This is a genomic window from Pseudoalteromonas sp. B62, from assembly GCF_037162565.1.
GTDB lineage: Bacteria > Pseudomonadota > Gammaproteobacteria > Enterobacterales > Alteromonadaceae > Pseudoalteromonas > Pseudoalteromonas fuliginea.
Genome location: NZ_JARLVB010000001.1, coordinates 662,677 through 676,173 on the forward strand (window position 1 = coordinate 662,677; position 13,497 = coordinate 676,173).

The window sequence follows — 13,497 nt, forward strand, 5'->3', positions numbered from 1 at the left end:
TAAAATAGATTATGAAGTAACACCAAAATACCGATTTTTGGTGTTACTTATACCCCTTAAACTGCTTGTTTAAACGGATTGCGGGTATCTTGGTTTTCATCTAGGTTACGCATTAAAATAGCGTGCGCTAAGTTAACGCCCTCATCTAGCGGTATTTTTACAGTGTGACCAGAGCCTTTAGCATCGCTAATACTTTCGCCTTTTTTGTTTTCCATGTATTCAAGCACAAAACTAATATTTCCCTTTGGCGTCATTAGCTCTAAAGAGTGGCCTGTGCAAAATTTATTTTTAACGTCTATTTCAACTAAGCCATTTTCGCAGCGCCCAAGTACTTCACCCACAAATTGCTGCTTAGTTGATACAGAGTGACCATACTCGTAATTTTGGTAATCTTGATGGGCGTGACGTTTTAAAAAGCCTTCGGTGTAACCACGGTGCGCAAGGTTTTCGAGTGTTTTAAATAAGTTAGTATCAAATGGTTTACCCGAAGCCGCATCGTCTATTGCTTTGCGATAAACTTGTGCTGTGCGCGCCACATAATAAAATGACTTAGTACGCCCTTCTATTTTTAAACTATGTACACCCATTTTTGTGAGCTGCTCTACGTATTGCACAGCGCGTAAATCTTTTGAGTTCATAATATACGTGCCGTGTTCATCCTCAAACGCAGGCATGTATTCGCCAGGGCGGCCTTGCTCTTCTAACATGAATACATCGTTACTCGGCGTCCCTTCTCCCAATGTAGGAATCACCTGTTTTGGGTCAATTTTATGCACCATTTCACCGGTTTCATTTTCAACACCTGGCTTAACATCATAATCCCATCTGCATGCATTAGTACATGTACCTTGGTTTGGATCGCGTTTGTTTATATAACCAGAGAGCAAACAACGCCCTGAATACGCCATACACAGTGCGCCATGTACAAATACTTCAAGCTCAGTATTTGGGCAAAGTGTGCGTATTTCTTTTATTTCTTCAAGCGAGAGCTCGCGAGATAAAATAACCCGCTCAATGCCCTGCTTCGCCCAAAACTGCACACTTGCAAAGTTAACGGCGTTTGCTTGCACCGATAAGTGAATAGGCATCGCCGGCCATTTTTCACGAACCAGCATGATCAAACCAGGATCTGACATAATCAGCGCATCGGGTTTCATTGCTATAACTGGCTCTATATCACGTAGATACGATTTAACTTTCGCGTTATGCGGCGCAATATTAGACACCACATAAAATTTTTTATTTTGCGAATGTGCTTCACTAATACCAATTTGCAGCGTGTCTAGGTCAAACTCATTATTGCGCACACGCAAACTATAGCGGGGTTGCCCCGCATAAACCGCATCTGCGCCATAAGCAAACGCGTAGCGCATGTTTTTTAAAGTGCCTGCAGGGCATAATAGTTCAGGAGTAAAAGGCGTTGAAGAAATAATGGGTGACATGTGCGCTCCATACATCGAACCGAGTATAAGTCGGTTGCATGATTAATTAATTTACGAGCGCGGCATTATAAATCCGCCAAGCATTGTGCTTTTGATCAAGATCACAAAACTGCAATCAAACTGGTTTTTAATAAAATTAGGATTTTTCACTTAAAACGCGTATAATTCGCGACCGTTAATATTCACACTTTTACTTAAAATTATTGGAGCATAAAGATGGCTTTAGAGCGTACTTTCTCAATCGTAAAACCTGATGCAGTTGCTAAAAACCACATTGGCGCTATCTACAACCGTTCTCGAATCTGCTGGCCTTAAAATCGTTGCAGCTAAAATGGTTCACCTTTCACAAGAGAAAGCTGAAGGTTTCTACGCAGAACATAGCGAACGTCCTTTCTTCGGTGCTTTAGTATCTTTCATGACATCTGGTCCAGTAATGGTTACCGTTCTTGAAGGCGAAAACGCTGTTCTTAAAAACCGTGAAATCATGGGTGCTACTAACCCTGCTGAAGCACTAGCTGGTACTTTACGTGCAGACTACGCTGATAGCATCGACGAAAATGCTGTTCACGGTTCTGATGCTGTTGAATCTGCTGCTCGCGAAATCGCGTACTTCTTCGCTGACGAAGAGCTTTGTTCACGTACTCGTTAATTCGAATTCGTTAACATATTGAAAAGGGCTTTCGGGCCCTTTTTTAGTCATTACGTAAAGTATTAATCAGTAAACTAATAATGTTTTACTTAATGATTAAAGTGAGTGAATTGTGTACAATTCGTCCTCGTAAATTTTATCTCCACCGTCACCGATTGAGGTTGTTTCATGACCGAGCAAAAAAAGATTAACTTATTAGATTTAAACCGAGATGCAATGCGCGAGCTATTTGCATCGTTCGGTGAAAAACCGTTTCGTAGTGACCAGGTGATGAAATGGATTTATCATTTTGGCGTAGATAACTTCGACGAAATGACCAACGTAAATAAAAAGCTTAAAGAAAAGCTTAAAGCTGAGTGCGAAATTGTAGCGCCAGAAATAACAGTTCGCCAACAAGCAAGCGACGGTACTATTAAGTACGCACTTATTCTTGAAGGCGGCCAAGAAGTAGAAGCTGTTTGGATCCCTGAAAAAGAACGCGCTACTTTATGTGTATCATCACAGGTGGGTTGTGCGCTTGAATGTACTTTTTGTTCTACTGCGCAACAAGGCTTTAACCGTAACTTAAAAGTATCTGAAATCATTGGCCAAGTTTGGCGTGTAGCTAAAGATATTGGCCTTGATGGTCATAGCGAAAAGCGCCCTGTAACTAACGTTGTGATGATGGGTATGGGCGAGCCTTTACTTAATCTTAAAAACGTAGTGCCAGCAATGGAACTAATGATGGACGATTGGGGCTTTGGTTTATCTAAGCGCCGCGTAACATTAAGTACGTCAGGCGTTGTACCTGCACTTGATTTACTAAAAGAGAAAATTGACGTAGCACTGGCTATTTCATTGCATGCACCAGATAACGCACTGCGTGACATTTTAGTGCCCGTTAATAAAAAGTACCCAATTGAAGAATTTTTAGCCGCGTGTCGTCGTTATATCGACGGCTCTAAAGCTAATAAAGACGTAACCGTTGAATACGTTATGCTTAACGGTATTAACGACAGCACCGATCAGGCGCATGCACTCGTGCAAACGTTAAAAGGCACACCATCTAAAGTAAACCTTATTCCGTTTAACCCGTTCCCAGGTAATGAGTACACTCGCTCAAGTAACAGCCGTATTGATCGCTTTTCAAAGGTATTACAAGCAGCTGGCGTTACCTGTATTGTTCGTCGTACTCGAGGGGACGATATTGATGCAGCTTGTGGACAACTAGTGGGTGATGTAGTGGATCGTACTAAGCGCTTAGCTAAAAAGAAAATGCGTGATGATAATGCGATTAGTGTAAACATTCATCAAGCATAACTTTTAGTAAAATACTTAAAGCCTTTATATTAATTCGTTTATTTTTAAATATATGATGCAACATAAAGGCTTTTAGGTAAGATAGAAGATATGGATTAAAATACAGAGATAAGGTAATGCGATCTTTACTTGCTTTAACTATATCGGCACTCGCTCTAAGCGGGTGTGTAACCGAAAATAGTTATAACGGCAGTGACAAACCCGTCGTCGAAAATAAAATTAATAATATAGGCGCAGCGCGAACGCGTATTGCTCTAGCATTACAATACCTAAATACAGGCAATAATTCTCAGGCTAAATATAATCTAGAGCGTGCAGCCGAATTTGCACCAAATTTACCAGAGGTTCATTACTCTCTAGCTTATTACTATCAACAAGTTGGTGAAAATACACTGGCCGATAAAGCCTACCAAAAAGCACTCGCCATAAAACCAGACGATCCAAATACCTTAAATAACTACGGTGTATTTTTATGTGGCATAAATGAATACGACCGAGCCACTGATCAATTTTTAAAAGCAATAGAAATCCCTAGCTACATTCGTGTTGCAGAAAGCTACGAAAATTTAGCTTTATGTGCCATTGAGTTTAACGATTTTGATAATGCTGAAAGTTATTTTAAACAAGCTATGAACCACAGCTCGCAAAGAACGTCTACTTTAATCAGTTTAGCTGCACTGTTTTATGCTAAAAGTGATTTACACAAAGCAAGTGAGCTTTTAAAGCGTTATGACGATACAGGCAAAGTTTCATCTCGGGCTTTAATGCTTAACTATTTAATAAAAAATCGAATGGGTAAAATAGAAGATGCAGAAAAAATTGCGACCACTATTTCACAGACCTACCCAACGAGTAATGAAGCATACGTAATTCGAGAGCAAAAAGTACGGTTAAGCGAATTTGAAATTTTAAGAGAAAAATACCGAAAAGCTAAACTTGATGAATTACAAGAAACAAGTAATGGTGGACAAATTAGTGTTAAACCAAAAATAAAAATCACCCGGAAAAAACACATTGCTAGAGATAATTCAACAAGCTTAGTTACCAACGATAACAAACGCATAAGTTTAGCACCCCAAACTCAAATGGATAATGCAAGTTCAGTTATTGCAAGTACTGTTAATCCAATTAATAAAGGAAATACTTATACAAGCGCGCCCCCATCATCTATTTCAGAAAAAGAAACGACACCAACAGTAACTAGTTCAAGTACTAAAACCGATACATCGGCTATCATGCTTGCTTTAACAACTGGTCATAATTCAACTAATACGATGCAAAAAACGGTCGCCGCTCCACAAGTACCTAAATCACAAAAACAAGCCGAAAAAACATTAACTAAACCAAATGACAGCATTAAAATAATTTCTTTTGGCGCCCCTAAAGATGCAAATTTTAATTCGCAGCAAACTCCCCTGTAATAAAGGCTCCTATAGAACAGAATGATTCTGATGTTGTTTTTTACACTGCAACGAAAGATACTAACGTGTTTGCTGAAAGTAGCCGCCAAAATAATAATGACATACAGTTTAAGAGTTATGAGGCAAGTGAACACATTGAACCACCAATGCTTAACCCTAAAGTACCAACTTTAAGCATCCCATTTCATGTAATTCAATTCGGTGAAAACCTATTTAGCATTTCGGTGCGATACAATGTTAAACTACAAAAACTTCTACAATGGAATGGTTTAAAAGAGTCGGATCGGGTAATGAATGGAAGTAAAATTTACCTAAACGATCCTAATGTTTATTACGAAATTAAAGCTGGCGACACCCTTTACGAAATAGCTACCCAGCGGCGTGTATTAATTGATCAATTAATGCGATGGAATAAATTAAGTCCTGACATAGCACTTACGCCAGGGCATAGACTTTTACTAGTGGATCCAGACTCATACACATTATGAATGAAGACAATACGCAAACACAGAGCGAACAACCAACGGTTGGTCAAATACTAAAAGCACATCGTGAGCAAGCGAATGTGAGCATTGAAGCAATTGCTAAGCCGTTAAAACTATCTGAACTACAAATAAAGCGTCTTGAAAACGATGAATTTCAATTACTCGGTCCTATTACGTTTGTAAAAGGTTATATTAAAAACTATTGCCGAGAATTAAAAGTTGATTGCACGCCTATTCTAGCTATGATGCCAGCCCCACCTGAGCCGGCTAAACCCGCGAACATGCAAAGCTTTTCACGCCGAACGGAGAAAGAAGCCAATGACAGCCGATTAATGTTCGTGAGTTATATTATTTTAGCGATCGTCATTGGTTCGTCTGCACTTTGGTTTTGGCAAAATGCCACGCCAATTGAAGAACAAACAAGTAATATTAATGTTGAGAACTCAATTATGAGTGAGCGACAAGCAGCACAATCTCCTTTTTTTGAACAAGAACAACAAGCAGATACTAATAAAACGGTACAATCGCAAAGCGAAACATTAAATGATTCAGTAGAACAACCCGTAGAAACAGTAACTACTGACCTGGATAAAACACCAGGTATAAGTACAATCGTGATGAACTTTAACGATGAAAGCTGGGTTGAAGTTTATGACGGTGAGGGTGAAAAAGTCGCTTTTGGTGTTAAAAAAGCAGGCTACCAGATGACGGTTAGCGGTACTCCTCCTTTTTCTGTTGTACTAGGTAAGCATGACGTTGTAAGTATTACCTTGGATGGTGAGCCTATCGACATTTCGGCTTTTCCTAAAAATCGTTTAGCTAAATTTAAATTACCACTAGCAGAGTAGTCGCTATGTTTTCAGAATCTCCAATTAAACGCAGAAAATCAACTCGTATCAATGTAGGTAATGTACCTATTGGTGATGGTGCACCGATTGCAGTGCAATCAATGACCAATACCGATACCATGGACGTAGATGCAACCGTGGCACAAATTCAGGCAATACAAGATGCCGGTGCCGACATTGTGCGTGTGTCAGTGCCAACAATGGATGCAGCAGATGCATTTAAAAGTATTAAAGAACAAGTCACTATCCCTTTAGTAGCCGATATTCACTTTGATTACCGTATAGCCTTAAAAGTGGCAAAATACGGCGTGGATTGCCTACGAATAAACCCAGGTAATATAGGCAGCGAAGAACGTATTAGAGCCGTGGTCGATTCAGCTAGCGAGCATAACATTCCTATTCGTATTGGTGTAAATGGCGGCTCACTTGAGCGCGACTTACAAGAAAAATACGGCGAGCCTACACCTGAAGCCTTATTAGAATCAGCAATGCGCCATGTAGATATATTACGCCGTCTTGATTTTGACCAATTTAAAATATCAGTAAAAGCATCAGATGTATTTTTAGCGGTAGGCGCTTATCGCTTACTTGCTAAAGAAATAGACCAACCACTGCATTTAGGTATTACCGAAGCGGGCGGAATGCGCTCAGGCTCGGTTAAATCCGCAGTAGGTTTAGGTATGCTACTTGCTGAAGGCATTGGCGACACACTACGAGTATCACTTGCAGCCGACCCAGTACAAGAAATCAAAGTCGGCTTTGATATTTTAAAATCGCTGCGTATACGCTCTCGCGGTATTAACTTTATTGCCTGCCCTAGCTGCTCACGCCAAGAGTTTGATGTAGTTAGCACCATGAACCAGCTTGAAGAGCGTTTAGAGGATATTATTGAGCCTGTATCGGTTTCGGTAATTGGTTGTGTTGTAAATGGCCCAGGTGAAGCACTCGTTAGTGATATAGGTCTTGCTGGTGCAAACCGTCGCTCTGGCTTATATATTAATGGCGAGCGTCAAAAAGCACGTATCGATAACAATAATATTGTTGAACAACTCGAAGGTTATGTACGTGACTTTATAGCCCAAAAGCAAAACCAAACACCTATCGACATAAAAATAGTCGAATAAATACCGTATTTAGCGGCAGACAACGCTGTTTGCAGTTTACCTTTATAGCTAAAACGCTATAATGTCAGGTCAATTTTTAGCATTCTTGTTGTGTAAGCATTTTTTATTACACATAAACAGCATTTAGGATTTATCAGTGGCAAAACAAATTCAGGCAGTTCGCGGTATGAACGATTGTCTGCCAGGCGACACACAAGTTTGGCAGAAAGTAGAAAGCATTTTACGCGAGACAGTAGCATCGTTCGGTTATCAAGAAATTCGTTTTCCTATTGTAGAATCAACCGACTTATTTAAACGCTCTATTGGTGAAGTAACCGATATAGTAGAAAAAGAAATGTACACCTTTGCAGATCGCAATGGTGACTTATTAACACTGCGCCCTGAAGGCACCGCTGTATGTGTGCGCGCAGGTAACGAAAATGGATTGTTATATAACCAAGAGCAGCGTCTTTGGTATATGGGACCAATGTTTCGCCATGAACGTCCGCAAAAAGGTCGTTACCGCCAGTTTCACCAATTTGGTTTAGAAACATTTGGTATTGCCACAGCCGATATAGATGCCGAAGTTATTTTATTAACAGCGCAACTATGGGAAGCATTTGGTATTACTGAGCACGTACGCTTAGAGCTTAACTCATTAGGATCTAACGAAGCGCGCGCCGATTACCGTGATGCATTAGTAGCTTACCTTGAACAACACATAGATGTGCTGGATGAAGATTCAAAACGTCGTATGTATTCAAACCCATTACGCGTACTTGATAGCAAAAACCCAGATGTACAAGCCATATTAACCGACGCACCTAGATTATCTGAGCACCTAGATGTTGAATCAAAAGAACATTTTGAAAATTTATGTGAACGTTTAGACGCTGCAGGCGTCTCATACACGGTTAATGAAAAATTAGTACGTGGTTTAGACTACTACAACCGTACCGTATTTGAATGGGTAACCGACAGTTTAGGCGCACAAGGCACTGTTTGTGCAGGCGGTCGTTACGATGGTTTAGTTGAGCAACTAGGTGGTAAAGCAACCCCAGCGGTTGGTTTTGCAATGGGCCTAGAACGTTTAGTATTATTGCTACAGGCTATTGAGTGTGTGGGTGACATTCGTCGCAATGCTGATGTATATTTAGCAGCGATGGGCGACAAAGCAAGTATTCAAGCACCTATTATAGCCTCTGAACTACGTCGTGACGTAGCCGGTTTACGTGTTATGGTACATGCTGGCGGCGGTAACTTTAAAAAACAATTAAAACGTGCTGATAAAAGCGATGCACTTGTTGCTGTTATTATCGGTGAAGATGAATTAGAAAAAGGCGTTGTGACTATAAAGTACTTACGTGAACGTAAAGAACAAGTCACATTAGAATTAGAACAAGCTAAAACGCTATTAGCTGAGCTTATTAACGGCTAAGCTGACATTAGAGGTAAACATGGATATACATTCAACAGAAGAAGAACAAGCAGAAGCCATTAAACGTTTTTTCCGTGAAAACGGCGTTTCACTTGCACTAGGTATAATTGTTGGCTTGGGTGGTTTGTATGGCTGGAAAGCGTATAACCAAAACCAAATCACAACAGCTGAGAAAGCATCAAACTCTTTCACTAAGCTTGTTGAAGGTGATGATGTATTATCTTCAGCAGATACGTTTATCAGCGAAAATAAAGACACAAACTATGCAACATTAGCCGCATTTGTTGCTGCTAAAGATGCTGTAGATGCGCAAAAGTTAGATGTAGCAAGCGAAAAACTGAGTTGGATCGTATCTAATGTGCAAAATACAGAACTAAAAGCAATTGCTATTACACGCTTAGCCCGCATTCAAATTGCACAAACTAAATATGACGATGCATTAAATACATTAAATGCACCATTACCAGAAGCATTTAACGCAAACGTTGCCGAGCTTAAAGGCGATATTTACGCTCAGCAAGGTAATAAAGATCATGCTCGCACTGCTTATCAAGCAGCTGTAGATGCAGGTGGATTAACCAGTAACCCACTATTACAAGTTAAGTTAGATGACCTAGCAGTAACTAGCCCAGCGGCTTAAGGTTTTAGGCATGAGAAAATTAACGACTGCAACCCTTGCCCTATGTATGGCAACACTGATGGGTTGTTCATCAAGTGATGATGAAGACGAACTAGTACTTCCTGAAATTGTAAACCAGTTTGAAACTGACGTTGTTTGGCAAGAATCAGTTGGTGACGGTGTAGAGCATTATTTCTCTCGACTAACGCCTGCTATTTATAAAGATACTGTATACGTTGCTAGCCGTGAAGGCCAAGTTGAAGCACTTTCGCTTACGAATGGCGACACAAAATGGGAAACTGACGTGCGTCAGGATTTATCATTTTGGCCATGGAGTGACAACGGTACAGCAAAATTATCAGGCGGTATTTTACAAGCTTATGGTAAGATTTATATTGGCTCTGAACATGGCTTTATTATTGCCCTAGATCGCGAAACCGGTGAAGAAGTTTGGCGTAAAAATGTACCTGGTGAATCGCTATCAAAACCAACTGCTGGCGATGGCTTAGTTTTTGTTAATTTAGCGTCTGGTAAATTATTAGCGTTACACCCAGATACAGGTGAGCAGCGTTGGAGCTTTGAACAAGAAGTACCGCCGCTAACATTGCGCGGACAAAGCTCGCCAACCGTTGCTAACGGTGGTGTATTAGTTGGCCTTGAAACAGGCAAGTTAAACGTTTTGATTTCAGAAAGTGGTTACTCAGCATGGAGCGCAGAAATAGCGGTAGCTAAAGGTGCATCAGAGTTTGAACGCCTAGTTGACGTAGATACTCAACCACTTATTAGCGGCCCATACGCATATGCTATTGCTTATAATGGTAACTTAGCCGCTATTGATATTCGCTCAGGTAATATTGTCTGGAAACGTGAATACAGTAGCTACCGCGATATTGCAATGGACGCACAAAGTATTTATGTAGTAGATAGCGATGGTGTTATTTACGCATTGGATAAAGATTCAGGTATTGAACGTTGGAGCCAACCCGCTCTACGTGGTTGGTACTTAACAGGCCCTACAGTTGCGGGTAGCCATTTAGCTATAGGCGACCAAGAAGGTAACCTGCATTGGTTAAATAAAGAAACTGGCGAGCTAGTATCTCGTGAAGACTTTGACAGTTCAGGATTTTTTATTGAGCCTGTTGTTGCCGACGATAAACTGATTTTATACACCCGTGATGGTGAAGTTAGTGCGGTTAAAATACCGAACTAACTTACTACTATTAGTATAACCTGCTAATAGTTAATTATTTTTTGTAAGGCTTCGCACTGCGAAGCCTTTTGTTGTTTTTTAAAGAGGTAGTTTATGCTTCCCGTGATCGCTCTAGTTGGGCGACCCAATGTGGGCAAGTCCACATTATTTAACCGTTTAACACGTACTCGTGATGCGCTCGTAGCCGATTTCCCTGGTTTAACACGAGATAGAAAATATGGCCAAGCTAGTTATGATGGCTATGAATTTATCGTGGTAGATACGGGTGGTATTGATGGCTCAGAAGAAGGCATCGAAATCGAAATGGCAGATCAATCTCTGCTAGCCATTGAAGAAGCCGACATTGTTCTGTTTTTAGTAGATGCTCGTGTAGGTATGACCGTAGCTGACCAAGCAATTGCTAATCACTTACGCAAGCAAGATAAAAAGTGTTTTGTTGTTGCCAACAAAACCGATGGTATTGATGCAGATTCAAACTGTGCTGAATTTTACCAATTATCATTAGGTGAGATTCATCATATTGCGGCATCTCATGGTCGTGGTATTACGTTATTACTTGAGCAAACACTTCAGCCGCTTATTGCTGAATTAGCTGCACAAGACGAAGATGTAACAGGCGATGACGAAGAGCTTATTAATCTTTACGAAGAAGATGAAGACAGCGACACCGATCACCAGGCATTTGCAGACAAACCTGTAAAGCTTGCCATTATTGGTCGCCCTAATGTTGGTAAGTCTACACTTACTAACCGCATACTCGGTGAAGAACGCGTAATTGTATACGATATGCCAGGTACAACACGTGACTCTATCTACATTCCGATGACGCGAAATGAAAAAGAATATGTGTTAATTGACACAGCCGGTGTTCGCAAACGTAAAAAAGTAAGCGACGTAGTTGAGAAGTTCTCTGTAATTAAAACGCTTCAAGCAATCGAAGATTGTAACGTTGTGTTATTGATTGTTGATGCTCGCGATGGTATTTCAGATCAAGATTTAAGCTTATTAGGCTTTGCTCTTAACTCAGGTCGTTCATTGGTAATTGCAGTGAACAAATGGGATGGCTTAGACGATTATGTTAAAGATCGTATTAAATCAGAGCTCGATCGCCGTTTAGGCTTTATTGACTTTGCACGCCTACACTTTATATCTGCACTACACGGTACAGGTGTTGGTCATTTATTCGAATCTGTTGACGAAGCGTATGAGTCTGCAACTAAACGTATAAGTACTGCAATGTTGCGTCGTATTATGGACATGGCTCAAGCCGATCACCAGCCGCCACTTGTTCGTGGTCGTCGTGTTAAGCTCAAATATGCGCATGCCGGTGGTTATAACCCACCACGTATTGTTATTCACGGTAACCAAGTTAAAGATTTACCAGATAGTTATAAACGCTACCTGATGAACTACTACCGTAAAGCGCTTAAAATTATGGGCACCCCAATCAAAATTGAATTTAGAGAAGGTGAAAACCCATTTGCTGGTCGTGTTAATAAAGTAACACTGTCGCAAAAGCGTAAAATACGTGCATTTGCTAAAGAAAATCGTAATAAATAAATTCGTTAAAAATTAGTTTATTGTAATAAAAACGGCGTACTTTTTAGTACGCCGTTTTTGTTTTAATATGTTTTTAACAGTCACAAACTAAGTAAAGCTAAGCGAACCAAGTTCTCAACGGTGGTTTCATGCGCACTTTTATTTTTATTAGTTGGCGTAAACCTAGAAGTAGGTGATTTAATAGTTATAAACCCATGATTGGTTGCCATTTCATGAGCTAATAGCTTACGCTCTTTGGGTGTTAAGTGGTTTTCGTGTATTTTTGCCAGCTCGCCACTATCAAGCCATATTCCTGCACAGCCTGGGCATTCATCTATTTCAACGGCCTTTACTGGCGAAAAATACCTGCGCATCATTACAATTTTTTTGCACTTTGGGCAATTAATTCGTAGTGATACATCGTATTCACTCTCGCTATGTTCACTCAAATGCTTTAGCAACACCTGACCATGCTTTAGCTCTGGCGAGCTAAATTTAAAAATTTGGCTGTTATCAAAAAATACGCCGCCTTGCGCTGAAGTGTAAACAGTAATACCGCCAATTAATAACTGCTCGAGAGATGCATTTGTACGTGGGCAATGCATTTAAAACTCCTTTTTATTTTAATACTTAACTTATACTACTTTACTCAAGTGCTTTGTGAATAAGCCCAACAAGTGGTGCGGGTAATGTAATATTACCTGCAAGTACAAACTCATGCGCTTCATCTGACATTTTTTGCCAAGTACGACGAATTATACCAATCCACTTTTCCTCATTGTAATCTGGTTTTGCATTGGCAAATCCAAGCATATAATGTTCAATAAACACCAAACTAGCCACATTTTCAACAAGCTGGCTGTCTGGATTACGTTTAATATTCTTTTTAGCGACCGCATCGTACACTCGGTTTTGCTCAGCTTCATCGTAACCAGCTTGCTTCATGAGCGCAACAACACTGCTAGCATGAAATATATAAAGTGCACTGCGCCATTGATGATAGCCCTGCTTATTCATTTCAAAGTCACTACGTGGCGACTTCCAGCGTTGTATATGCTGCCCGCGCACTGCAATTTGCATGAGTTCATCGGCATCTGGTTTAAAACGAGTTAACATTTCGCTCATGCGCAAGGCGTATAAACTTTCTTTAGGAAAGCTTTGTCCATTGTGCTGTTCACTATTTGGGTCTTGGTTATTAGCTTCATCAATTAAGGTAATTACTTTATTAAACATGACGGTCATTTTTTATAATAAGTTTTAATCATTCTAAACGCTGATAAAACAATAAACTAGTACGCCAATCAGTTACGCAGTGAAATTTGTTCAATCAAAAGTAAAACCTAGAGGTACTGGTTATAAAAGTAAGCGCATTGATTAAGTTAACTTGGTACTATATTGAGCACAAATTAAAATAAAAAAGCGCGATAAATAATAACTAACTCGC

At 40.1% G+C, this 13,497-nt stretch carries 10 protein-coding genes and 2 pseudogenes; 9 read left to right on the forward strand and 3 right to left on the reverse strand.

Annotated features, from left to right (window positions below; genetic code table 11):
- Nucleotides 1-56 precede the first annotated feature (56 nt).
- On the reverse strand, nt 57-1,442 hold the full coding sequence (gene trhP, locus P4S71_RS02860) for a prephenate-dependent tRNA uridine(34) hydroxylase TrhP (protein ID WP_337150030.1): 1,386 nt from the start codon (nt 1,440-1,442) through the stop codon (nt 57-59).
- A 216-nt stretch (nt 1,443-1,658) separates the two neighbouring features.
- On the opposite strand from trhP, the pseudogene ndk reads away from it, so the two are divergent.
- From ndk to der, 9 genes and pseudogenes are all read left to right on the forward strand, one after another.
- Nucleotides 1,659-2,091 (forward strand): annotated as a pseudogene (gene ndk / locus P4S71_RS02865) (nucleoside-diphosphate kinase).
- A gap of 168 nt (nt 2,092-2,259) precedes the next feature.
- On the forward strand, nt 2,260-3,390 hold the full coding sequence (locus P4S71_RS02870) for a bifunctional tRNA (adenosine(37)-C2)-methyltransferase TrmG/ribosomal RNA large subunit methyltransferase RlmN (protein ID WP_007377441.1): 1,131 nt from the start codon (nt 2,260-2,262) through the stop codon (nt 3,388-3,390).
- 116 nt (nt 3,391-3,506) lie between these two features.
- A pseudogene (pilW, locus tag P4S71_RS02875) lies at nt 3,507-5,299 on the forward strand (type IV pilus biogenesis/stability protein PilW).
- On the forward strand, nt 5,296-6,144 hold the full coding sequence (locus P4S71_RS02880; protein ID WP_337150031.1) for a RodZ domain-containing protein: 849 nt from the start codon (nt 5,296-5,298) through the stop codon (nt 6,142-6,144). Before pilW ends, P4S71_RS02880 begins: the two are co-directional and overlap by 4 nt.
- Before the next feature lie 5 nt (nt 6,145-6,149).
- On the forward strand, nt 6,150-7,268 hold the full coding sequence (ispG, locus tag P4S71_RS02885; protein ID WP_337150032.1) for a flavodoxin-dependent (E)-4-hydroxy-3-methylbut-2-enyl-diphosphate synthase: 1,119 nt from the start codon (nt 6,150-6,152) through the stop codon (nt 7,266-7,268).
- 136 nt (nt 7,269-7,404) lie between these two features.
- Nucleotides 7,405-8,685 carry a histidine--tRNA ligase gene (gene hisS / locus P4S71_RS02890; protein WP_008139559.1) on the forward strand — a complete coding sequence of 427 codons (1,281 nt, stop codon included), beginning with the start codon at nt 7,405-7,407 and terminating at the stop codon, nt 8,683-8,685.
- 19 nt (nt 8,686-8,704) lie between these two features.
- On the forward strand, nt 8,705-9,325 hold the full coding sequence (locus tag P4S71_RS02895; RefSeq protein WP_337150033.1) for a YfgM family protein: 621 nt from the start codon (nt 8,705-8,707) through the stop codon (nt 9,323-9,325).
- 10 nt (nt 9,326-9,335) lie between these two features.
- Nucleotides 9,336-10,514, forward strand: a complete 1,179-nt coding sequence (gene bamB, locus P4S71_RS02900; protein ID WP_008139563.1) for an outer membrane protein assembly factor BamB — start codon at nt 9,336-9,338, stop codon at nt 10,512-10,514.
- Nucleotides 10,515-10,607: 93 nt separating this feature from the next.
- Nucleotides 10,608-12,074, forward strand: coding sequence for a ribosome biogenesis GTPase Der (gene der, locus P4S71_RS02905; protein ID WP_033017497.1), 1,467 nt, complete (start codon nt 10,608-10,610; stop codon nt 12,072-12,074).
- Nucleotides 12,075-12,154: 80 nt separating this feature from the next.
- Here der and P4S71_RS02910 read toward each other — a convergent pair whose 3' ends face one another.
- Together P4S71_RS02910 and P4S71_RS02915 are read right to left on the reverse strand one after the other, a co-directional pair.
- The gene (locus tag P4S71_RS02910) at nt 12,155-12,658 is read right to left on the reverse strand and encodes a TFIIB-type zinc ribbon-containing protein (protein WP_337150034.1); all 504 of its coding nucleotides are present in this window, start codon (nt 12,656-12,658) and stop codon (nt 12,155-12,157) included.
- A gap of 40 nt (nt 12,659-12,698) precedes the next feature.
- Nucleotides 12,699-13,286: a DUF4202 domain-containing protein gene (locus P4S71_RS02915; protein ID WP_084166005.1), complete on the reverse strand. Its 588-nt coding sequence runs from the start codon at nt 13,284-13,286 to the stop codon at nt 12,699-12,701.
- Nucleotides 13,287-13,497: the final 211 nt, after the last annotated feature.

Coding starts and splice junctions, on each gene's coding strand:
- trhP (WP_337150030.1), bottom strand. CDS start 1,442: ATGTCACCCATTATTTCTTCAACGCCTTTTACTCCTGAACTATTATGC.
- P4S71_RS02870 (WP_007377441.1), top strand. CDS start 2,260: ATGACCGAGCAAAAAAAGATTAACTTATTAGATTTAAACCGAGATGCA.
- P4S71_RS02880 (WP_337150031.1), top strand. CDS start 5,296: ATGAATGAAGACAATACGCAAACACAGAGCGAACAACCAACGGTTGGT.
- ispG (WP_337150032.1), top strand. CDS start 6,150: ATGTTTTCAGAATCTCCAATTAAACGCAGAAAATCAACTCGTATCAAT.
- P4S71_RS02895 (WP_337150033.1), top strand. CDS start 8,705: ATGGATATACATTCAACAGAAGAAGAACAAGCAGAAGCCATTAAACGT.
- bamB (WP_008139563.1), top strand. CDS start 9,336: ATGAGAAAATTAACGACTGCAACCCTTGCCCTATGTATGGCAACACTG.
- der (WP_033017497.1), top strand. CDS start 10,608: ATGCTTCCCGTGATCGCTCTAGTTGGGCGACCCAATGTGGGCAAGTCC.
- P4S71_RS02910 (WP_337150034.1), bottom strand. CDS start 12,658: ATGCATTGCCCACGTACAAATGCATCTCTCGAGCAGTTATTAATTGGC.
- P4S71_RS02915 (WP_084166005.1), bottom strand. CDS start 13,286: ATGTTTAATAAAGTAATTACCTTAATTGATGAAGCTAATAACCAAGAC.